At 69.4% G+C, this 21,636-nt stretch carries 20 protein-coding genes; 9 read left to right on the forward strand and 11 right to left on the reverse strand.

Going from position 1 to position 21,636, the window contains the following annotated elements; genetic code table 11:
* The first annotated feature begins 167 nt into the window (after positions 1-167).
* Positions 168-842 carry a molybdenum cofactor biosynthesis protein MoaE gene (locus V3W47_RS17440; protein ID WP_331826506.1) on the forward strand — a complete coding sequence of 225 codons (675 nt, stop codon included), beginning with the start codon at positions 168-170 and terminating at the stop codon, positions 840-842.
* A 14-nt stretch (positions 843-856) separates the two neighbouring features.
* On the opposite strand, the gene V3W47_RS17445 is transcribed toward V3W47_RS17440, so the two are convergent.
* The 3 genes from V3W47_RS17445 to V3W47_RS17455 all read right to left on the reverse strand — a co-directional run bounded on the left by V3W47_RS17445 (position 857) and on the right by V3W47_RS17455 (position 2,635).
* Complete coding sequence (locus tag V3W47_RS17445; RefSeq protein ID WP_331826507.1) at positions 857-1,522, reverse strand: PrsW family intramembrane metalloprotease; 666 nt, start codon at positions 1,520-1,522, stop codon at positions 857-859.
* Positions 1,523-1,532: 10 nt separating this feature from the next.
* Positions 1,533-2,045 carry a crossover junction endodeoxyribonuclease RuvC gene (locus tag V3W47_RS17450; RefSeq protein WP_331826508.1) on the reverse strand — a complete coding sequence of 171 codons (513 nt, stop codon included), beginning with the start codon at positions 2,043-2,045 and terminating at the stop codon, positions 1,533-1,535.
* Between the two features lie 167 nt (positions 2,046-2,212).
* Positions 2,213-2,635, reverse strand: a complete 423-nt coding sequence (locus tag V3W47_RS17455; protein WP_331826509.1) for a HesB/IscA family protein — start codon at positions 2,633-2,635, stop codon at positions 2,213-2,215.
* A 140-nt stretch (positions 2,636-2,775) separates the two neighbouring features.
* Between V3W47_RS17455 and V3W47_RS17460 the strand changes: the two genes are divergently transcribed.
* Both V3W47_RS17460 and V3W47_RS17465 read left to right on the forward strand, forming a co-directional pair.
* Entirely contained in the window at positions 2,776-3,024 is a 249-nt protein-coding gene (locus V3W47_RS17460; RefSeq protein ID WP_331826510.1) for a DdrH, read from the forward strand.
* Positions 3,025-3,243: 219 nt separating this feature from the next.
* Positions 3,244-4,179, forward strand: a complete 936-nt coding sequence (locus tag V3W47_RS17465; RefSeq protein ID WP_331826511.1) for a type I phosphomannose isomerase catalytic subunit — start codon at positions 3,244-3,246, stop codon at positions 4,177-4,179.
* A gap of 38 nt (positions 4,180-4,217) precedes the next feature.
* Here the strand turns inward: V3W47_RS17465 and V3W47_RS17470 are convergent, their stop codons facing one another.
* The 3 genes from V3W47_RS17470 to V3W47_RS17480 all read right to left on the reverse strand — a co-directional run bounded on the left by V3W47_RS17470 (position 4,218) and on the right by V3W47_RS17480 (position 7,981).
* Complete coding sequence (locus V3W47_RS17470; RefSeq protein WP_331826512.1) at positions 4,218-5,585, reverse strand: S41 family peptidase; 1,368 nt, start codon at positions 5,583-5,585, stop codon at positions 4,218-4,220.
* 381 nt (positions 5,586-5,966) lie between these two features.
* Entirely contained in the window at positions 5,967-7,052 is a 1,086-nt protein-coding gene (locus V3W47_RS17475) for a M20/M25/M40 family metallo-hydrolase (RefSeq protein WP_331826513.1), read from the reverse strand.
* A gap of 500 nt (positions 7,053-7,552) precedes the next feature.
* Entirely contained in the window at positions 7,553-7,981 is a 429-nt protein-coding gene (locus tag V3W47_RS17480; protein WP_331826514.1) for a hypothetical protein, read from the reverse strand.
* Between the two features lie 25 nt (positions 7,982-8,006).
* On the opposite strand from V3W47_RS17480, the gene V3W47_RS17485 reads away from it, so the two are divergent.
* The 3 genes from V3W47_RS17485 to V3W47_RS17495 all read left to right on the forward strand — a co-directional run bounded on the left by V3W47_RS17485 (position 8,007) and on the right by V3W47_RS17495 (position 11,023).
* Complete coding sequence (locus tag V3W47_RS17485; protein ID WP_331826515.1) at positions 8,007-9,563, forward strand: CbiX/SirB N-terminal domain-containing protein; 1,557 nt, start codon at positions 8,007-8,009, stop codon at positions 9,561-9,563.
* A gap of 152 nt (positions 9,564-9,715) precedes the next feature.
* A complete protein-coding gene (locus tag V3W47_RS17490) occupies positions 9,716-10,510 on the forward strand; it encodes a VC0807 family protein (protein ID WP_331826516.1) in 795 nt (264 codons plus the stop codon).
* Between the two features lie 42 nt (positions 10,511-10,552).
* Positions 10,553-11,023 (forward strand): hypothetical protein, encoded by a 471-nt coding sequence (locus tag V3W47_RS17495; RefSeq protein WP_331826517.1) that lies wholly within the window; start codon positions 10,553-10,555, stop codon positions 11,021-11,023.
* A gap of 26 nt (positions 11,024-11,049) precedes the next feature.
* Here the strand turns inward: V3W47_RS17495 and V3W47_RS17500 are convergent, their stop codons facing one another.
* From V3W47_RS17500 to priA, 4 genes are all read right to left on the reverse strand, one after another.
* Entirely contained in the window at positions 11,050-11,835 is a 786-nt protein-coding gene (locus V3W47_RS17500) for an IS982 family transposase (protein ID WP_331826518.1), read from the reverse strand.
* Between the two features lie 187 nt (positions 11,836-12,022).
* Positions 12,023-12,757, reverse strand: a complete 735-nt coding sequence (locus tag V3W47_RS17505) for a metallophosphoesterase family protein (protein WP_331826519.1) — start codon at positions 12,755-12,757, stop codon at positions 12,023-12,025.
* 154 nt (positions 12,758-12,911) lie between these two features.
* Complete coding sequence (locus tag V3W47_RS17510) at positions 12,912-13,634, reverse strand: hypothetical protein (protein WP_331826520.1); 723 nt, start codon at positions 13,632-13,634, stop codon at positions 12,912-12,914.
* Positions 13,635-16,157, reverse strand: coding sequence for a replication restart helicase PriA (gene priA / locus V3W47_RS17515; RefSeq protein ID WP_442877243.1), 2,523 nt, complete (start codon positions 16,155-16,157; stop codon positions 13,635-13,637). It lies immediately after the preceding gene.
* Positions 16,158-16,453: 296 nt separating this feature from the next.
* Here priA and V3W47_RS17520 point away from each other — a divergent pair, with 296 nt between their 5' ends.
* Both V3W47_RS17520 and V3W47_RS17525 read left to right on the forward strand, forming a co-directional pair.
* Positions 16,454-17,338: a DMT family transporter gene (locus tag V3W47_RS17520; protein WP_331826522.1), complete on the forward strand. Its 885-nt coding sequence runs from the start codon at positions 16,454-16,456 to the stop codon at positions 17,336-17,338.
* 37 nt (positions 17,339-17,375) lie between these two features.
* A complete protein-coding gene (locus V3W47_RS17525) occupies positions 17,376-19,754 on the forward strand; it encodes a penicillin acylase family protein (protein ID WP_331826523.1) in 2,379 nt (792 codons plus the stop codon).
* On the opposite strand, the gene V3W47_RS17530 is transcribed toward V3W47_RS17525, so the two are convergent.
* Positions 19,755-20,180, reverse strand: a complete 426-nt coding sequence (locus V3W47_RS17530) for a secondary thiamine-phosphate synthase enzyme YjbQ (RefSeq protein WP_331826524.1) — start codon at positions 20,178-20,180, stop codon at positions 19,755-19,757.
* Positions 20,181-20,265: 85 nt separating this feature from the next.
* Between V3W47_RS17530 and V3W47_RS17535 the strand changes: the two genes are divergently transcribed.
* Positions 20,266-21,636 (forward strand): DUF4403 family protein, encoded by a 1,371-nt coding sequence (locus tag V3W47_RS17535; RefSeq protein WP_331826525.1) that lies wholly within the window; start codon positions 20,266-20,268, stop codon positions 21,634-21,636.

Raw genomic sequence — 21,636 nt, forward strand, 5'->3', positions numbered from 1 at the left:
ACACCCAGGCTCCGCAGAACCTGGGCGTGAACAACGCTATTTCTCGCACACCTCTTCGCTTGTCATGCTCCGCGCCTCAACTGAGGCTCAGAAAAGATACAGGTCACGCCCGATCTTGTCAACACCCAACCCCGGCCCAGGCCCAGGGGGCGTGGTACGCTCCGGCCATGCGGGTCATGGTGGTGTTTTTTGCGCGTCTGCAACGGGAAGCCGGGCTGGAGACGGCCACGCTCGACGTGGCGGAGGGCGCGACGGTTCGGGACCTGGCAACGCGGGTGGAGGCGCAACATGGCCTGAGCCTGCGCGGATGCATGGCGGCGGTCAACGAGGTGTACGCGACGCCGGACCAGACGCTAAGGCCCGACGACGAGGTGGCCTTCCTTCCGCCGGTGGCGGGCGGCACGGACGACGAAACCCGGTGTGAGGTGGTGGACCAGCCCCTTCTCCTCTCCGAGGCCGACGCTTTCCTCGTCCGGCCCGAGCACGGCGCGCAGGCGTACTTCGTGGGCACGGTACGCTCTCCCAACAAGGGCAAGCGGGTGGATTCCATCGAGTACGAAGGGTTCGCGCCGATGGCCGAGCGAGTGATGCGGGAGGCGGCCAAGCAGGCCCGCCAGCGCTGGGGTGAGATGCGGGTCGTCGTCCAACACAGGGTGGGCCGCCTGCTTCCGGGGGAGGCGAGCATCCTGATCGGCGTGGCGAGTCCGCATCGGCGTGCGGCACTGGAGGCGTGCGACTTCCTGATCGAACACCTCAAAGTCCACCTTCCCGTCTGGAAGCATGAGGCCGACGAGGACGGCGAGCATTGGGTGGACGGTCAGACGGGCCATCCCACGTTGTAGCTCCTACACAGGAGTCACTGGGGCGGACGCGGATTGGTGCGGGCGTGTTCCTCGAAATGCAGATAATACCGCCGTGTCAGGACGACCATCAGAACGACGACCACGCCCAGCACGGCGAGTTGCGGCCAGCCCGCCCCCCCGGTCACGAGGCCGTTGAAGACGAAGTGCAGCGCCACGCTCAGGAGCAGCCCGCGCGAGCGCCACCAGTGGCTCGCGTACTCGCCGCCGCGCAGGTGACGGCTCCCGAGGGAATAGCCCTGCGGGGCGCTGAACAGGGCGTGGGCGAGCGTGGTGAGCAGGGCGTGCCAGGTGGCGGCGTGGGTGCCGAAGCCCAGGGTGTAGGTGACGTTCTCCATCAGGGCGAAGCCCAGCGCAGCGGTCACGGCGTACACGAGGCCGTCCATCGGCTCGTCGAAGGCCCGCTCGGTGACGACGGTGCTCGCCGCGAGGAACTTGGTGGCCTCCTCCACCACCGCCGCAAGGAGCAGGACAAAGGCGGCCACGCCCAGCCGCTGAAAGCTGGCCTCGAAGGCGGCGGAGACGGCCCACGCCACCATGCCCCAGCCGAAGGTCCGGGCGAGGAGCCACGGCGGCTCGGGGTGACGGTCGCGGCGCACGAAGAACCACAGCCATCCGAACGTCAGCACCACGGACGCGGCGAGCGGAAGAGCGAGGGCCACGCGGGAAGGCCTACGTGCGCGCGAGCCGGGGGCGGGAGCGCGAGGCGGCGGCCAGCATGGGCTGGTGCGCGAGGTGGGTCAGCGCGAGGGCGAGCGCGTCGGCGGCGTGGTTGTTGAACAGCTCGCCGAGGCCGAGGGACGCCCTGACCATATAGATGACCTGTTCCTTGTCCGCACGGCCCGTGCCCACGAGCGAGCGTTTGACCTGCATGGGGCCGTAGGCGTGAATGGGCACGCCCGCCTGCGCGCACGCGAGCTGCACCACGCCGAACGCCTGCCCGACCTTGAAGGCCACGTCCGCTTGCCGCCGCAGAATCTGGTTCTCGATGGCGACCGCCTGCGGCTGGTACTCGGCGAGCAGGCGCGACACTTCCTCGTGGATGTATTGGAGGCGGCGGGGCATCACCCACGCGCTCTCGGTGGTGAGGCAGACGTGATGGAGGTGCCGGGCCTTGCGGATGTCCCCCTCGACGAGGCCCAGGCCGAGGTTCGCCAGGCCGGGGTCCACGCCGAGCACAATCATGCGGGCAGAATAGCAAGCCCAGGCCGACGCACACGGGCAAATCCGACGCGGGGACTGTCCATCGTCCTTCGCTGGCGGCTGGCGGCTGGCGGCTGGCCGCTCCTCCCGGCCAAAGTCCAAAAAGCAACCGCCCGGCGACTGACACCGGGCAGCTTGCAGGAAAAGTCCTAGTGCGTGCCGCAGCCACCGCTGCCCTGCCCGTCGGGGGACTGGGAGCCGTCCGTGCGGAAGGAGTGGCCGCAGCCGCAGGAACTCGTGGCATTGGGGTTGTGGACGGTGAAGCCGCCCCCCATCATGTTCTCCACGAAGTCCACCTCGCTGCCGCGCAGCAGCGGGAAGCTCATGCGGTCCACGACGAGCTTCACGCCCCGGTCGAAGACGATGGTGTCGCCGTCCAGCTCGCGGTCGTCGATCGCCATGCCGTACTGGTAGCCGCTGCACCCGCCGCTCTTGATGAACACGCGCACGCCCGCGTTCTCCTTGCCGCTCTGCGCGAGGATGGCAAGGGCCTTCTGCGCGCCGTACTCGCTGATGCTCAGGGTGCCCTCGGGGGCGCTGTCGTGGGTGTCCGAAGCCAGAGTCGCCGTCATGCGTGAAGCGTAACACCATTGGGGAAAGGAAAAAGTGCCCCGGAGGCAAACTTCGACACCTGCATAGCCAGCCCTCCCGCCCCCCTTCCATGAACGTCTTCACTTACATTGCTTGAGCGTGGGCGTATTAAGATAGTGGCATGACGAATCCCTACGCCGAGTGGTTCGAGCAGCTCCGCGCGGAGTACGGCGAGCAGCTCAGTCAGATGCCGCTGCCCGACGGCCTGCCCGAACACCTGCGGACCCTGATTCAGACGCGCGACGAGGAGGCCATCCAGTTCATGATCAAGCTGGCGTGGCAGTTCGGTGCCCAGGTGGGCTACGCCGCCGGGGCCAAGCGCGAGGATGCGGGCGTCACCGTGACCCGCCCCAGCCGCGTCCAGGCCTGAGACCGACTTGCTCTGATTCCAGAACATCCTGGAGACCACCGGATGTTCTTCCATCGCCGCCAGCCGGTCCTTGTTGCTGCTCGCTCCGCTCGGTTGATTCTCACGAATCAACACAGGTTGGTGTGAGTTCACCCTCCCCCACCCCACCCCCAGTCCATGAGGCGAGGGGTGGGGTGTTGCTTGTGGGAGCGCCCGGCGCGCTCTGGCATCATGGGCGGCATGGTTGCTTCCCCGCGTGCGCCCCTCGTCCTCCGGCCTCGGCTCGCGCAAAGGGTGTGGGGAGGGCGGCGGCTTGACCCGGCAGCGCCCCAGCCCATCGGGGAGGCGTGGGAGGTCTACGAGGAGAACGAGGTGGAGGGCGGTCCCCACGCCGGGCACACGCTCGCCGAACTCAGCGCCGCCCACCCTCACGAGTTGCTGGGACGCCGGGCACGGGGCACCCGCTTCCCGCTCCTGATCAAGCTGCTGGACTGCGCCGAGTGGCTGAGCGTGCAGGTCCACCCCAACGACGAGCAGGCGCGCGAGCTGGCGGGTGAGGGCCAGCTTGGCAAGACGGAGGCGTGGCATATCCTCGACGCGGCACCGGGGGCCGAACTCATCGCGGGGGTGAGGCCGGGGACGGAGGCGGGGCTGTTGCGCGAGGCCATCCTGGGCGGACGGGTGATGGACCACGCCCACCGCCACCCCGTCACGACGGGCGACACGGTGCTGATGCCCGCCGGGACGCTGCACGCGCTGGGACCGGGCCTCTTCCTGTACGAGGTGCAGCAGACCTCGGACCTGACCTACCGCGTCTACGACTGGGACCGCCCCGCCAGCGCCGGGCGTACCCTCCACCTCCACGAGAGCGCCATCGTCACGACGACCGCTCAGGCCACGTTGATGACGAGCGAAGCCCTCCAGCCGGGCGAGACGCGGGAACTCACCCGCTGCGACTACTTCGTTCTGGAACGCCTGACAGGAGGCGCACCGCTCACGGGCGACACGCGCGGCGAGAGCTTCCACGCCCTGACGGTGACAAGCGGGGAGGCGCGGCTGACGTGGGCGGAGGGCGGCGTCACGCTCGCTCCCCTCCGCTCGGTGGTCATTCCGGCGGCACTTGGGGAGTACAGGTTGGCGGGGGACTTCACGGCCCTCCTCTCCCGGCTGCCCTGACAGGCACCGTTTGGACCTTCCCTCTCGGCCAACCGCTCTCAAGGCAACGAGCGGTTCTGGTCCTGCGTCAACGTCGGGGCGGTGGCGAGGGCGTGAAGGCCGAGGTTGAGGAGGGTGTCCTGGCCGCGCGTGAGCAGCCGCACGTCGTTCTCGGTCTGGTCGAGGACTACGTTGGGCGTGATCTGGGTGGGGTAGGGCCAACCGTCGGGCTTGGCGTAGTTGATGATGGTGAGCTGGAGGGCGGCGTCCTCGCCCACCGGGAAGACGCGCGTGGCCGTGTTGCCTACGCCCGCCGTCGCCTCGCCGATGATGGGGGCGCGTCCGGCGTACTGAACCTCGTAGGCGAAGAACTCGCTGCACGACGCGCTGCCCTCGTCCACGAGGACGGCGAGCGGCCCGGTCCAGAGCTGGGGACTGCGGACCCCGCCGAGGCTGCGGCCATCCTCCAGCCGGGCACCCCGGCCCACGCGGGTGGAGGCTTCCCCGTTTGCGCCCCGCGCGACGCGCGTGAAGGCGGGCACGAAGGCGCTCACCGAGCTGTCGCACTCGGAGAGGCTGCCGCCCGTGTTGCCGCGCAGGTCCACGATCATGCCTGCCGCGCCGCGCAGCCGCGCCTCGGCCACGAGTTCGTGAACGCGCTGGGCGATGCCGCCGCCCGACAGGAAGGTGGGAATCCGCAGGACCGCCACGTTCCCCTGCGGCCCCGCGAAGCTCAGCCGGGGCAGGTCGCGGGTGGAGCTGTCGCGCGACGTGAGGGAGACGGTGAGCGGCTGGCCCGCCCGCTCGACCCCCAACGCGACCGTGCGGCCCGCGATCCGCGCCTCGCGCAGCCCGGCGAAGGTGTACGGCTGGCCGTCGAGGGTGAGCAGCACGTCGCCACGCACCAGCCCCGCCTCCTCGGCGGCACTCTGGGGCACGATCTCCAGCACCACCCGGTTCTCGCCATCCAGGCGGGCGAGCTTGACCCCGAACTGCCGCCGGTTGCCGCCCGTCGCGCTCGCCACGAAGTCGCGGAAGTCCTCCGGCGTCTGGAAGAAGCTGTGCTCGTCGCCGAGGGCGGTGAGTTCGGCCTCAATGACCGGATACGCCTTCTCGGCAGGGCAGGTCGTCGGCGTTGGAGCACACACGGCGTCGAGCCGGGCCTGATACTCGCGCCCCAGCGCCACCCGGTCCACGGTAGACAGGCCGCCGTATTCCTTCTGGATGAGCAGGTTGACCTGCTCGAAGGTCGCCTGGGCGGGCGAGACGGCGGACGGGGCGACGGGGTTGACCTGTGCCGGGTTGACCTGCGCCGGGCTGACCTGCGCTCCGGCACCCTTCCCCAGCGGTCCGGTCGTCAGCACGGTTGCGGCAGCGAGGAACACGGACAGGTGAGAGGCCGCGCGGCGGCGTGGGGAAGCAGTCATTTCCCCTCCCATTCTGCCCCTGACAGATGGGAAGTTGGTGGGCCGAAAATGCCGCACCCGTCACAAAAAATGGGCGGGGGGTGGGGGGACGGGAGGCAGTCAGCCGTCAGCCATCAGCTTTCAGCAGTCAGCTTGCGGTGGGCGGGTCCTGCACATCTTCAGAACTGGAATAGAGGTCTTGCCCCGACGAACCTTGCAGCACCGGGAGTCCGGTTGAGAAGAGTGTCTCTGGGTAAGGGAGCGAGTGGAACTGGCCTCAGAGCTTCCCCTCTGCTCGGCAACTCTCCGGGTTTGGAGGGGAAACCATCCTCACAAGCACGAACGCCGAACTTCTGATCGGACCCTGGGAGCTGACGGCTGATCGCTGAAAGCTGACCGCTCCTACGCCACCGGACGCCGCTGATACAGGTCCACCACACGGCGCAGAAAGCGCAGGCCGGGCGCGAGGCTGCTCGCCTGAACCCACTCGTCCTCGCGGTGGGCGTTGCCGCCCCGGTAGACGCCGACGGCGATGGCGGGCAGCGCGTGGGGAACGGCGGCATTGGCGTCCGTGCTGCTGGACGCGAGGCGGAGGTCGGCGCGGTGTTCGAGGGCGGCGTCGCGGGCAAGGTCGAGCAGCGGCTCGGCCCCGAGGTCTCCGCCGGGGCGGTCGCCCACCCGTTCCAGATGGAGGCTGACCCCCACCTCACGGGCCGCCGCGTGCAGGGCCGCCTGCGCCCGCGCGTCGAGGTCGGCGAGGGCCTGCGGGTCGAGCGAGCGCAGGTCGAGGAGAAGTTCGGCGCTGCCCGCGATGGAGTTGACGCTCGTGCCGCCCGAGGCGAGGCCCACGTTGAGGGTCGTGCGGGGCGAGAGCGGGCGGTGCAGGGCGTACAGGGCGCTGATCGCCACCCCCAGCGCGTGCAGGGCGCTCGGGGCCTGATCGCCCCACGAGTGCCCACCCGGTCCCTGAAAGACCGCCCGGTAGCGCCGTACCCCCACCGCCCGCGTCACCGCCACGCCCAGATACCCGTCCACCGCGATGAAGGCCCCGAGGCTGGGGCGGTGCCGGGCGAGAAGGTGCTTGGCCCCGCGCAGGTCGCCCAGCCCCTCCTCGCCCACGTTGGCGGCGACCCACAGCGGGCGCTGAAGCTGTCCCTCGTGGCCGCGCAGGTCGCGCAGCAGCGCCGTTACGACCGAGAGGCTGGCGCTGTTGTCTCCCACGCCGGGGCCGACGAGCCGCCCGCGTTCCTCACGCACCGTCACGTCCGTGCCCCGCGCGAACACCGTGTCGAGGTGCGCGGCGAGGAGCAGGGCGGGCCGCCCCTGGGTGCCGGGCGGGGTGATGCGGGTGAGGACGTTGCCCACCTCGTCGCGCTCGGTGTGGTAGCCGAGGCCCTCCCACAGCCGCGCCATGAGGTCCGCCCTCTCCTCCTCCTCGAAGGTCGGGGCGGGCGTCTGCGCGATGCGCGCGAGGTACGAGAGGGGCATTGGGGGCGATTCTAGCGGGTCGGGTGCGGGGGCAATTGCGCGAAGGGTTCACAGTCGGGCTTGAGGGTTGGGGAGAGGTTGGTCGCCGGTTCCCAGCCGCCAGCGGGATTTGGAAGTCCGTTTGCTTGCAAGGGGGAAGCGAGGGGTCGTCGGACTATGTTCCGGGCACCCATGCCCGCTCACCCCCTCTCCTGCGGAGCTGTACCAGTCCCAGCCTCCCCCAGGGGTCGTCCGATGTGTCCTGCGGGTTCAGGGGAAGGCACGTTTTTGTCGTCTAACAGCAGGATGAGCGGTGCTCTTCACCCCTCTCCCCGGCCTTCTCCCGCAGGGGGTGCAAAACATACGTCTGGCGCGTGTGGTTCCTATTGCACATCAGGAGTTCAGGGGGGAGGGGCAGAAGAAATCCTGCTCCGCCCTCCTGTGGTCTTCCCCACGCAGCTTCCACGGCGAACGCCCCCAGCCGCGCGGACCGGGGGCGTGATCTTGCTTGTTTTCTCAGTCTAGCGGCGTAGCATTCGGCTGCCGATCATTCCAGCCAGACCGATGAGACCCGCCTTGACCATCGGGTTGCTCAGCGCCCCACCCTGGCCGAAGGCGGCCTCCAACGGGCTGCGGCCACCCTGCTGCATGGGGGCCTGCGCGGTGCGGGTGTAGGCGTCGATCAGGTCGTCGTCGTCGTCGTGACGCACGTTCTGCACCGGGTTGTAGGGACTCTGCACGATGGCCTCGCCCATCTGTCGGCGCTGGTCCTGCGGCATCTGTCCGAAGTACTCCTGCATGATCTGGCGGCGCTCCTCGGGGGAGGCGTTCTGCATGTAGTCCTGAATGTACGCGGCGGCCTCCTGCGGGCTGACCGTTCCGTCCATGTTGGTGTCGCGGGGGTCGAGGCGGGCCATCTGCTCGTGGCGGTCACGTTGCTGGAAGAACATGGGAAGACCTCCTGAAGAGTCGGGGATGAAGAGTGCGGACGCCTCCCAACCTCGCACCCTTCCCCCCAGCGTGTGTGAGGACACACTTCAGGGCGATTTATGCCGGACCGGAGACGGAGGGACGCGGGACAATCGCGCGCCCCGAGCGGCGTTAGATTGCACTCATATGCGTTCTCTCGTGCTGATCGGTCACGGCTCCCACCTGAACGGCGAGTCGGCGGGTGCGGTCTACCGTTACGCGGAGCTGCTGCGCGGGCGCGGCCTGTTCGACGAGGTGGTGGAGGGCTACTGGAAGGAGGAACCGTCGCTGCGGCAGGTGCTGAGGACGACCGCCAGCACCGACGTGACGGTCATCCCCATGTTCATCTCCGAGGGCTACTTCACCGAGACGGTGATCCCGCGCGAACTCGGCCTCGGCCATCAGGGACCGGTGCCGCCGGAGGGCGTGGCACGTGTGCTCGGTGGGCGGACGGTGCGCTACACGCTGCCCTACGGCGTCCACCCCGGCATGGGCGACGTGATCCTGACGCGGGCGCGCGAGGCATTGCCCGACCTCAGCGCCGAGGACACGGCCCTCATCGTGCTGGGGCACGGCACCACCCGCAACGAGAACTCCAACCGGGTGATTTACGGCAACGCCGACCGCCTGCGTGAGGCGGGTCACTTCGCGGAGGTCCACGCCCTCTTCCTCGACGAGGAGCCGAAGGTGGGCACCTGGCCGGAAAAGGTGCGCGCTCCCCGCGTGGTCGTCGTGCCCTTCTTCGCCTCCGAGGGCTGGCACACGCTGGAGACGATTCCCGAGGACATGGGCCTGACGGGGGAAATTACCGAGTTTCCTGACAACCCGCATGGGCCGCAGACGGTGTACTACGCCAAGCCGGTCGGGACCCATTCCGCCGTGGCCGACGTGGTGCTGCACCTCGCGGAGGAGGCACACGGCGCGTCGGAGCGCGGGGGGGACGTGGAGCGCGGACACGCGGCGGCGTGGGGAGCCTTCCTGGGGCTGGCCCGCCGGGGCACCCGCCTGGGCGAGGCGCTCATCACTCCCCAAGCGGGCATGTTCGAGCTGAGGCACGCGCTGGACGAGGGCTGCCCCGCCGACGACCTGACCACCGTCGTCACGCCCGAGGGCCTGCGCGACCTCACCCGCCGCGACGAGGGCGGACACCACCGCCCCGTCCACACCCTCCGCAATCTGCCGCGCGGCTGGCGGGCGGTGCTGTCGGAGGAGGACCTGCCGCGCGGCGTCCACACTCTCTATCCCGCCGTCGTGGAGGAGGGGTACGCCCAGCACTGCCACACTCTGCGCGCTACCCCGTGGCCGACGACCGCCCGCCGCCAGACCGGCATCTACGCGAAGGTGAGCCGCGCCACCCCCGAGCAGGTGGAGAACGTGGCGAAGGATGTCTGTAGCGGCTGCCTCAAGACGCGGCTGTGGGCCGGGGAGCGGCTGCCCCGCACCTTCTTCTCGGGCGTGCCGGGGGCCATCCCCTGCGCCGAGGCCTGCACCTACTTCATCGCCGAGGTGCGCGAGGAGGTCAGCGGGAGGCGCGGGCAATCGGGGCACGGGCACGAGGACTGAGAGGCGGTCCGTGGTCCGTGGGGAGTGGTGAGTGGAGGGGTCGGCCTGTGCTGAGACCCCAGCGTTGCGGGCACGCGGCGCAAGTGCCACATGGCCCCAACCCACTCCCCACTGACTACTCACCACTCACCCGCAGGTGAGACAATCCTCCCATGACCGTCCCGCAGTCCCCCCGTCCCGTCACCACTCCCCGCTCCGGGGTGCCCAAGACCGTCTGGGACCTCGTGTTCACCCTGATCATCCCCATCCTGATCCTGAGTCCGAACATCCTGGGCAGCGGCATCAGCGTGGCGGAGTTGCTGGGCGGCGGCACGGGCGGGAACATCCGGGCCTACGTGGTCGCGGCGCTCATCCCGGTCGTGTACGTGCTCGTGGACCTGTTCGTGAACCGCAACGTCAGCCCGGTGGCGATCATCGGCGGGGCGGGGGCGATCTTTTCGGGGGCGCTCGCCTTCTGGTACGTGGACGGCTTCTGGTACGCGATCAAGGACAGCGCCCGCTCGTACCTGACGGGCATTCTCTTCCTCATCAGCGCGGCGACGAGCGTGCCCCTCTTCCGCGTCTTCCTCGACGCCGCCTCCATCGGTGAGAAGCCGGAGGACCGCGCCGCCACGCAACAGGCCATGCGCGACCCGCAGGTTCACCGTGCCCTCGCCCTCGGTACCGTCGCCTTCGCGGTCGTGGACCTCGTGGGCGGTGTGGTGAACAGCATCGTCAACTACGGGCGGGTGACGGCCCGTTTCGGCACCGACACCTTCAACGCGCAGGTGGCCGAGGTGAACGCCATCATGCGGATTCCCGCCCTCGTCATCAGCCTCGTCGGCGTGGGCCTCGCGCTGTGGCTCGTGCAGGGCGCGGTGCGGCGCCGCTACGGGGACGGCGCGAGCCTCTTCGAGCCAGCCAAGCTGGCGGCGCGGATGCGGGAGCGGGGAGAAATTGGCGCATAAGGGCTGTGAGTTATAAAGATCACAGACACACAGCGGGAACTTATGGATGTCTACCAAGAGTTGTACAAATACAACCTCTCTAACGTTTTGATGCTCCACGGTCTCATGGCGTGTTCCATTTATAATGGAAGGAGCAACAATATCGCTATAGCGCGCGCGCTAAAGAAGATTAGGGGTGCTGGATGGCTTGGTGGCGACGAGAACCTTCTACTATCTCGTCACCTACTTCAAATAGCATATGAGAAAAGACTGCGTGAGGCAGACGACTCTTTTGCTCGTATTATCTTTACCGCCGTTGGCGTATATATGGACGTTGATTATGAGGACGACAAGGAACTGTCAGTTCTTTGGTGTTCAACTTGGTTGGAACAGATTGTAGTTGCATCAAAACTTTCACGAGCGGAAGTTGCATTCAAGATGTATAAGACGATCACAGAATACGAAGATGCCTTCACTTCTTCAGATTTGTTACCTAATGTGACACAAAGAGAGATTATACATTACCGCGAATAGGGGTTGATTCTGGCGGGGAGGTAGGGTTAGGGAGCGAGGGTGAGGAACTTGAGGTTGTGCGCCAGGACGACGAGGGCCACTTTGAGTCGCAAACTCTCCAGCGTTTTGACCTGCCCCCAACGCAGCCCGGAACCGACGAGGACCGAGAACGTGGACTCGATGATCTTGCGGGCGACCCCGTACTCTTTTTTCCAGCGTGGGTCAGGTCGTTTGGCATTCTTCTTGGGCGGCGTCAGGTAAGTGCCCGACTGGTAGCCTTTATCCCCAATCTGCTTGGGTCCGCTGTAAGCGGGCCAGTCCCGGTTCATCACACACCCGACCGAGAAGTCATGCTCGTTCGCCGGGTGAATCTCGTATTTGGCAATCCTGCCGTTGAGCATCGTCCAGGCATGGAGCTTGAATCCGTAAACTGGGCCGGAGGTGCTGAACCCGTGTCCAGCCCCCCGAAACTTGCAGCGGGGAGCGCGTTTGAAGGTACAAACCGGGAGGGGTTCGGAGTCCACGACCACGAAGTCCAGTGCCTGGACTTCGACACAGACGCCCTCGATCACCGGGGTCAGCCTCTTCAGGCGCACTCGGGCCTGCACCTCCGATGGGAACTGGGGGAAGTGGTTGAGCTTCACCAACCGCCACCACCGATTGAAGTACGGCACTTTGTGGAGCCGCTGGAGCACCGCAACCGCCACCAGTTCGGCGTCGCTGATCTTCTCGTGCGGGTGGATCAGTTTGGGCGGCATGTGGGGCATCAGCCACTGGGCCAGGAGTCGAAAAGCCTCGGGGAGTGGGAGTAAACTGAGGTCGGGACGGCCCATAAGCACCGTCCCTTTCGCATTTCTCCCCCTGCCCTGTCAACCCCTATTCGCGGTACATTATTTCGACGACATATGATCCACTATAGACATAATTCTAAGTATTTAGAATAGACGGCATGATTTAAGTAACTATAGAAGGAAAAATGCTCTCCACCTGGCAGAAGCTCTCCTTCTCCTCCCACAACCCTCATTCCCCCGTCCGCGCCCGCCGTTTCTGATACGCCCCCGTCAGCAATTCCGCGATGTACTCGCGCGTGAAGGGCATCCCGCTCGCCTCAGCCACGGCAATTTCCGCCGCGCGGTCGTAGGTGAGCCGGACAAAGGCAGCGGTGTGGGCGGGGCCGTTCGGGTCGAACTCCAGAATCAGGTAACTGGGGAGCGTGCTGTCGAGCGGATTGCCCACCGACCCCGTGTTGATGAGGGGACGGCCCTCCACGTCCAGCATCAGGGTCTCGTGAACGTCGGCATAGACCAGGGCATCGGCGTGCTGGAGGAGGCCGAACTGCGGGTTGGGCGCGAAGGCGTCGAGCTGCTCGGCGAGGCTGGAATGCGGGTACAGGCGGTGGAAGAGGCCTTTGCTGCTCGCATGAACGAAGCGCCACCACGCGCCGCCGAATTGCTCCTCGATGCCGTAGGGAAGGGAGGACAGGTACTGAAGCTGCCCCGGCGTGAGTTGGCTGCGCGGCCAGAGGTCCTGCGGGCGGTGGGTGGCCCCGGCCACGCGGGCGTCCCAATTGCCCTGGATAACGCGCGAGGCGTGCGCCTGCGTCCATTCCACCACCTCGCGGGGGCGCGGCCCCTTGCCCACGAGGTCGCCGAGGACCCAGATGTCGGTGATGCCGCGCCTCTGAACGTCCGCGTGGACCGCCCGCGTCGCCTCCAGGTTGGCGTGCAGGTCGGCGAGGACGGCGAGACGGATCATGGAGGGCAGTTTAGCCCAGGCGACCAAGCTCGTCAGATGAGGGTCAAGGAAGCGGGAAGGGCGGCAGTGAGCGCCTCAGCGCAGGAAGCTGGGGCAGCGCCCGGAACTCCGGCACTCGCGCAGGCGATCATTCAGATCGTGGGTGCGGGGCGGCTCAACTGCTGAACCAGAAGACCAGCCGCAGGTCGTCCGGGTCGTCCACCTGAGCGCGCAGGAAGGGCAGCGTCCGCGTCACGAAGGGGCCGACCGCCTCTGAGCACGTCTCCTCCCAGCGGACGGAGGTGATGTAGGTCCGGCCATCGCGCGCCGCCGGGTGCCCCATCCCCGGCTCCTTCCACGACAGGAGGACGAGGTGCGGCTCACGCTCCAGCAGGGCGTCCATCTCCGCATGGCTGACCGGAACGACGTTCGGCCCCGCAATGGCCTCCGCCCAGCCGCCCGGCCTGCCCTCGCGGCGGAAGCGGGCGTACTCCGCCGCGTTCACCACGCCCAAGCGGACGACGCGCCGCTCCCAGTCGTACTCCAGCAGCTCGCGCAGGGTGAACCAGGAGTGGCTGTAGCCCCACTCCTCGTCCTCCTCGCCGTCGCCGAGGTCCCGGCTGGCCCGCCGAATCTTGGGCGATACGTCGGCGGGCAGGCCACGCGGCGGGGCGATGGTGGGGAAGAATGTGCTGCCGGGCACGTCCGCAACCCCGTTTCGCACGTCGGCCAGGATGGCGAAAAGGGCGTAGTTGCGGGTCAGGCGCGCGGGATGGTCGAAGTAGGCGGCCCGCTCCCTGGCCGTCATGCGGTGGAAGTCGGCGGGCGGCTGGAAGACCCGCTCCACCCAGCGCCCGCCCTCCCGGACCTCGTAGGACTCGTGGATGTCCGTGCCCACTTACAACCCGCCGCGTGGGTTCACATCCACGCGCACGCGCGCCTTCCACGAGCGGTCCAGCGTGGAGAGAAGCTGAGACAGGCGCGCGTCGTCGCGGGCACGCAGGAGCAGGTGGTAGGGGTAGACGCCACGCAATCGGGCGACTGGACTGGGTGCGGGGCCTAAGACCTCGTGTGCCCCCGCTCCGGCCCCGTGCAGAGCGTCGAAGACCTCCTGGGCCGCGATCTTCGCCCGCTGAGGATCACGGGAGGCGACCTCCACCTGCGCGAGGCGGGCGTGGGGCGGATACCCCAGGGCGGCCCGCACCCGCTCCTCGGCGGCGGGGTAGGCGAGGGCGTCGCGGCCCTCCACGAGGACCCTCAACGCCGGGTGGTCGGCCTGGAAGGTCTGCACGACGATCATGGGGGCGCGTTCCGGGTGCCACTCGGCGAGCTGGCGCAGCAGGCGGTGATACCGCTCGGAGGCGCGGAAGTCCGACAGGTTGAGCCACGTGTCGGCCAGGGTGACGCCCAGCAGGGCGAGGTTGGGCGGCGCGTCCTGCGAGAGCAGGAGCTGGGTGCCCACCACCACGCCGCTCTCCCCCGCGTACAGGGGCGAGAGGTCGTCCTGATGGTCGCGGTCGTAGCGGTAGACGGGGAGGCCGGGGGCGAGCTTCTCCACCGTCTGCGCGATCCATTCGGTGCCGGGGCCGCGCGCCTTCCACATCTGCTCGCCGCACACGTCGCAGCGGTCGGGGACGGCCACCCGGTAGCCGCACTGGTGGCAGGTGAGCTGGCGGGTGTCGTGGTGGAAACGCAGCGCCACGTCGCAGTTGCGGCACTGGGGGATGTGTTCGCAGGTCGGGCAGCGCAGCAGGGCCGAGTACCCGCGCCGGGGGGCGAGCAGCGCCGCCTGCCGCCCGCGCTCCTGCACCTGCCGCAGCAGCCGTGCGAGGTCGTGGCTCACCGGGTAGCCGAGGTCGCCGGGGGTGAGGTGAACGCCGCTCAGCGGGCCGAGTTCGGGTTGCTCGGGCGGATTCGCGTAGTCCACCACATGCACGCGCGCACGCGGCGGCGGCAGCACCGCGCCGGGCAGGGGCACGCTCTCGGCGGCGGGGGCACTTCCCACGAGGGCGAGAGCGGCGTCATGCGCCTGGGCAACGCGGGCGGCCACGTCGGGGACGAAAGCGTGCGACCCCGATGGGAGCTTGTAAGCGTCGCTCGCCTCCTCCAGCACGACGACGAGGGCCGGATCGGGCAGGGGCGCGGTCAGGGCGAGGTAGGAGCCGATCACCAGCCGCGCCCGCTCCGAGCGAATGAGGGTCCAAGCGTGTTCGCGCTGCCCCTCGTTCAAAGCCCCGCTGACCTGCACGGCGCGGGTGCCCGCCGTCGCCGCGAGGCCCGACAGCCCGTCCCACGCGCGGCGCAGGGTCGCGTGGTCGGGCGCGAGGACGAGGACGGAGCGCCCCTGCCCCAGCAGCCGGGAAATACGCGGGGCGAGCGTGCGGAAGCGCGAGGCGGGCCGCCCCCCGTGCAGCCGCCACGCCGGAACTTCCGGGAGACGGTCAGGGTCGGGGGTGAGCCAGGAGTCTCCCGGTTCGGGAAGGGCTGGCGGCGGCGCAGCCTCCTGTACCACGTCCGCCCACCCCCGCGCGACGAGCGTGCCCGCCCCTGTAGGCGAGAGGGGGATGCCGTCCGCCGTCGCTCTCGTCGCCCAGGATGTCAAGGATTCGGCGGGACCATTCTGAACGAGCCACGCCCAGGCAGGCGGCGGGTCGGCCTCCACCATCACCGTCTCGGCCCCGCCTGCGTTCATCACGCCGGAGACCACCCCGGTTCCCACCCCAGCACCGCGCGCCCAGGCGCTCAGCGTGGGGTGCGGCCCGTGTTCGGCGAGCCACACCCACGCCTGCCGTCCCTTCGCGGTCAGAGGAGGAGGAGCGTCCGGCACGGCGCGCAGGACGGGGACCATACGGGCGGCGGCGGGCACTTCGGCCAGAGAGCGGGCGCGGACCAGCCCACGGGTGCGCGAGGTGGTCTGAAACGTCTCCTCCAGCAACCCCTGTTCGCGCACGGCGTCGAGGAGGACCGGGGAATAGTCCTTCGCCGCCGCCCACTCCCCCGCCGGGGCACGCCGCCCGAAGGCGCTCAGGTCGGCCCCCGGCACCGCCCGGACCCGGTGGCTGTGCCGGGCCGTCCAGCCCACGCCGAGCAGGTCGCCCCACACCAGCCCGGCGGGGAGTCGGGCGTCGCGCGCCCAGGCCGTCACTGCCTCCACCGTGGCGGGAGGCACCCACGGCCCCTCCTCGTCGTCCAGCACGTGAACCGCCTCACGCAGGCGGTGGGCACCGTGCGGGTCCCCCTCACCGACGACCAGGGCCACCGCCAGCTCGCCGCGCCAGGGCACGAGAACCCGGCAGCCCAGCGGCACGGCCCCACCCCGCCCGTGGGGGGGAGCGTAGTCCAGCGCGGGCACGGGCAGGGGCACCACCACCCGCCACGGCAGAGGAAGAGGGGGGGCGGGCGGCAGGGTCACACGCTCCATTGTGCCGCACGGGTCGGGGAGGGGGGTGAGGAAGGGGCAGCGGTCAGCAGTCAGCTTTCAGCCGTCAGCGGACTTAGAGGGATGAGCGGGAAGTCATGAGGGGAAGGGCGCGAGGTTGGAGCTTTTTGCTCCTCCCCCTTGAGGGAGGAGGCTGGGAGGGGGTGAACGGGCACGCCATCCCCACGCGCTCCACCGTTTATCAGAACTAACCTCCGCCTTGCCAGGCGAATCCATAGGCCAGACAAGCCCTTCTCTCCCGCCAACCCAGCCCTCCCCCATGCTCTACCCTCGCCCCCATGACGACCGCGCCCGCCCAACCCGCGACCGCCGACGCCGACCGCACGCGCTCCGGGCTGGGGCTGGCGCTCGTGGCGGCCCTGGGTGCGGGCACCATCGGTATCTGGGGCAAGGTCGCCGGGCAGGTGGGGCTGGGGAGCTTCGACCTCCTCGCCTGGCGCTTCGGGCTGGTCGCCGTCATGCTCCTCCCCCTGGCGGGGCGGGGGCTGACGTGGCGACAGCGGGGGCCGTTACTCGCCGTGGGTCTGCTCTACGCGCTGGCGACCACCCTCTACTTCGCGGCGCTGGGGCGCATCACGGCGGGCACCACGTCGCTGCTGCTGTACCTCGCGCCCGCCTTCGTGATCCTGTTCGGGTGGCTCGCCGGACGGCGGCCCGACGCGGCGCGGCTGGGGGCGGTGGCGCTCGCCGCACTTGGGTTGGGGCTGGTCATCGGCGTGCCGGGGGCGGGCGACCGGGACCCCGTGGGGCTGGCGCTGGCCGCCGGGGCGGGGGCGCTGTACGCCGTCTACCTCCTCGCCTCGGAGCGGTGGTTGAGGGGCATTCCGGCGCTCGCCTCGACCGGGCACATGGCGCTCGTGGCGGGAGTGTGCTTCGCGCTGCTCGCGGCGGGGAGCGGGACCCTGGACATCCCCGGAACCCTCACGCAGTGGGGCGTGATCGTCGGTATGGCGCTCGTCGCCACCGTCGTCGCCGTGCCCGCCCTGTACGGCGCGGTCGCGCGGCTGGGGGCGGCGCGGGCCAGCCTCGTCGGCACATTGGAGCCGCTGTTCACGGTGCTGCTGGCCTTCCTCATTCTGGGCGAGGCGCTGCGGCCCGCCATCCTGCTCGGCGGCGCGTTCATCCTCGCGGGGGCGGTGCTGGCGCAACGTCGGGCGGCCTAGACGCACTATCTTGGACCCACTTCAAAAGGGGGTCAGAATGACGTTGAGGACGCGGCAGAGGTGGGCGGGGCGGCTGGGGCGCGGCCTGCTGTGGGTCGTGCTGCTCGTGCTGGGGGCGGCGCTCGGGGCGGTGCTGTGGCTGCGGGCGACCTCCAACCCACGGGTGAGCGGGACGGTGACGCTCTCCGGGCTGTCCGGTCCCGTGACCGTCACGCGTGACCGCTGGGGAGTGCCGCATATCCGGGCGCGGGCGAGCGACGCCGACGCCCTCTTCGCGCTCGGCTTCGTCCACGCGCAGGACCGGGCGTGGCAGATGGACTTCCAGCGGCGGGTGACGCAGGGGCGGCTCGCGGAGGTGCTGGGGGAGGCCGCTCTGCCGCAAGACCGCTTCCTGCGGACGTGGGGCTTCTACCGGGCGGCGGGGTCCATCCTCCCCGCCCTCTCCGAACGCTCGCGGCGGCTGGTGAGCGCGTACACGGCGGGGGTGAACGCGGGGCTGAAGCAAGGCAAGCTAGCCCCCAAGTTCCGCATCCTGGGCTACACGCCGGAACCGTGGACGGACGTGGACAGCGTGGCGTGGAGCAAGTTGATGGCCTACGACCTCGGCGGGAACTACGACGAGGAACTGCTCGCCTCGCGCGTGCTGCGGCGGCTGGGCGCGCAGGGGTTGAATACCGTTCTGCCCCCCTACCCTATGAATGGGCCGACCATCCTGAGCCGGGAAGAGATCGGGGTGACGGGACGGGCAACAGAGACGAAAGCTCAAGCCGCCGCCCTTCCCGACGCAACTCTGACCGCCCTCCAAACCCACCTGAACGCCGCCCGCGCCCTCGGCCTGGAGCGGGTGCCCGGCAAGGGGAGCAACAACTGGGTGATCGGCGGGGAGCGCACAGCGAGCGGCAAGCCCATCCTCGCGGACGACCCGCACCTCGCGCTCACCAGCCCGATGCTGTGGTATCTGGCGGACCTTCAGGGGCCGACGCTGCGCTCCATCGGGGCCACCATCCCCGGCCTGCCCGGCATCGTCATCGGGCGGAATGACCGCATCGCGTGGGGCGTGACGAACGTGAATCCCGACGTGCAGGACCTCTACATCGAGCCGGAGAACGCGCCCCTGACCTCGCGCACGGAAGTCATCCGGGTCAAGGGCGGCCCCGACGTGCGCCTCACCGTCCGCGAGAGCCGCCACGGCCCCATCGTCAGCGACGTGGGCGCGGGAACGCTCGGGCCGCGCGTGGCGCTGCGCTGGACGGCGCTGCAACCGAACGACACGACCTTCGACGCCTTCCTCGGCCTGAACTACGCGCGGAATTGGGACGACTTCGTGACCGCGCTTCGCCGCTACGTGGCCCCGAGCCAGAGCTTCGTTTATGCCGACGTGGACGGGAACACCGGGTATTACGCGCCGGGACGCATTCCCCTCCGCAACGGCTGGGACGGCTCGCTCCCCGTGCCCGGCGACGGCTCCCGCGAGTGGGCGGGCTACGTCCCCTTCGAGCGCCTGCCGCACACCTTCAATCCCGCCGATGGCCTCGTCGTCACCGCCAACAACCGCGTCGTGCCGGACGGCTACCCCTTCAACCTCGGGAACATCCGCAACTGGGCCGAGCCGTACCGCGCTGCGCGCATCACCGAACTGCTGACGGCCAAGCCCGCCGGGCTGACGATGGACGATGTGAAGGCTGTCCAGTTCGATACCGTGAGCCTCGTGTGGCGTGACCTTAAGCCCTTCCTGCTCGCCACCCAGCCGCAGGGCGACCTCAGCCGGGAAGCTCTTGCCCGATTGCAGGACTGGGACGGCAACGAGACGACGGCGAGCGTGCCCGCCACCATCTTCGAGGCGTGGCTCGTGCAGCTTCAGGCAATGGCGGCGGACGAGGTGGGCGACGGGACGCGCGTGAACAGCCTCGCCGTGCTGAACCAACTGCGGACCGGGGGCGAGCTGTGCCGGAACGAGGCCGCCGAGCGCGTGGACTGCGCCGCCGAACTCCGCGCCAGCCTGAGCCGCACCGTAGATGGTCTGGCCGCCCGCCTCGGTTCCAACGTGGACGGCTGGACCTACGGCAAGGTCCATACCGTCGCTAGCAACCACCGCGCCTTCGGGAACGTGAAGGCCCTCGCGTGGCTGTTCAACCACACCACGCCCACCCCCGGCGGCACGAACACCGTCAACGTCGCCCGCCCCGACCCGGAGACCTTGCGGCAGACCCACGGGGCGAGCTACCGCCACATCATCGACCTGAGCGACATGAACCGCAGCCTCTACATCGGCAGCCTCGGGCAGAGCGGCTCGCCCTTCGGCGGCAACGTCAGCGACCAGCAGGCGCTGTGGGCGCGGGGTGAATACCTGCCCATGAGCACGGACGAGGCGGACTGGGGCCGAACGCGGACGCTGACACTCAGACCGGGGGAGTGACTACCGTTCCTCGCCATGCAGGGTCAGCACGAGCCTCCTTGCCCCGCCCTCGTCCCGGTGTTCGCAGAGGTACACGCCCTGCCACGTCCCCAGCGCCAGCCGACCGCCTTGCACGGGCAAGCTCAGGCTGGGGCCGAGCAGGCTCGCCTTGATGTGCGCGGCCATGTCGTCCGGTCCCGCCAGCGTGTGCTCGAAGTCCCGCCAGCCGTCGGGGACGAGGTGGGTGAAGTACCGCTCGAAGTCCCGCCGCACGTCGGGCGAGGCGTTCTCGTTCAGGGCGAGGCTGGCCGACGTGTGTGTGATGAAAACATGCAGCAGCCCCACCCGCACCCGCGCGAGTTCGGGCACGGCACCCACCACCTCCCGCGTGATGAGGTGAAAGCCGCGCGGAAGGGGCCGGAGCCGGAGGTCGTGTTGCGCCCACATGGGAAGGAGGGTAGTGGGATGTGGGGTGTAGGGTGTGGGAAAGGCCCGTCTCCTCATCCCTCTCCCCTAGCCTGAATCCGATTCCATGAGACGCCTGCTCCTGCCCGCTCTCCTCACCGTGCTGATGACCGAGAACGCCTCCGCCCTGTCCTTGCTGACGCTGCCCGTCACCGTCCCGCTGGCGGGGGTGCAGGGAGCGGCGAACGCGCGGGTGCCCGCCGAGTTCGCGCGGGTGGACGAAACGCGGGACTATTTGGGTGGCCTGCTGAGTGTGAGGCTCACGGGCACGGTGATGCGGGCGGGTCACGTCAGCCTTCGGACTGCGCCGGAGGGAGACGCCCTGATCGTCAGCGTGCCCATCCGCGCGAGCTTCCGGGCGACCCCGGCGGGCCTCGGCTCCTTCCTGACACGCGATTTCGGCGGTGCGGCGACGGTCAGCCTGCGCGTGGCCCCCTTCGTTACCCCCGAGTGGGAGGCGGGCGCGCGGGTGAAGGGCGACTACGAGTGGACCGACCCCCTGAGCGTGGACCTCACCGAGGGCGTGCGGGTGAGCGTGCGGTCGCTGGTGGATGGGCAGGTGCGGGCACAACTCGACCGGGTGGCGGCGGAGGTGGCGCGGGCCGTGCGAGAGGGGGCGAACCTGCGGGCGCGGGCCGGAACGGTATGGGCGCAGGTTCAGCGACCGTGGACCCTCCCCACCCCAGACCCCGCCTACGCCCGCGTCACCCCCCGCAGCCTGAGTGTCAGCCCCTTCCGCTTCACGGACGACGCACTCAAGTTGACGGTCGGCGCGACGTTCGATCTGGACGCCGGGCTGGGCCGCGCTTCCGCCCACATGCCCTCGCCCCTGCCCCCACTTCGCGTCGCCCCGCCGCCCACCCCCGGCGTGAGCCTGAGCGTGCCCGTGCGTCTCCCCTACGCCGAGCTTTCGGAAGCCGCGACGCGGGCGGCAGGAAGGCAGGCTTTCCCCCTCCCCGTGCCCCTCTCCCCCACCCTGCGCGTGACGGGTGTGACGGTGAAGCCGCTGGGGCCGAAGCTCAGCGCCGCCGTCTCCGTCCTTGTGAGCGGGCCGCTGGGCCTCAAGGTCCGGGCGACCGCCGACGTGACGGGCACGCCCAAGCTGGACGCCTCGGGCCGCGTCGTCACCCTCGGCGGCGTGACCGTCACCACCCGCCGCGAGGGGCTGACCGGGCGCGTGATCGGTTGGCTGGCAGACGCGCGGGCACAGGCGTACCTCACCCGCGCCGCCCGCTTCGACCTGACCGAACCTCTGGCGAAGGCGCGGGGGCAGGTGCAATCCCGGCTGCCCTTCGCTCCTACGCCGGGCGTGAGGCTCGCGGGCACGGTCGGTCCCCTGCGGCTCTCAGCCCTGAACGTCACGCCGGGGGCACTCATCGTCACCGCCGCCGCGAGCGGGGAGCTGACGGCAACGGTGGAGGTGGGGAACCTGCGGTGA

The organism is Deinococcus sp. YIM 134068, assembly GCF_036543075.1.
Lineage (GTDB): Bacteria > Deinococcota > Deinococci > Deinococcales > Deinococcaceae > Deinococcus > Deinococcus lichenicola.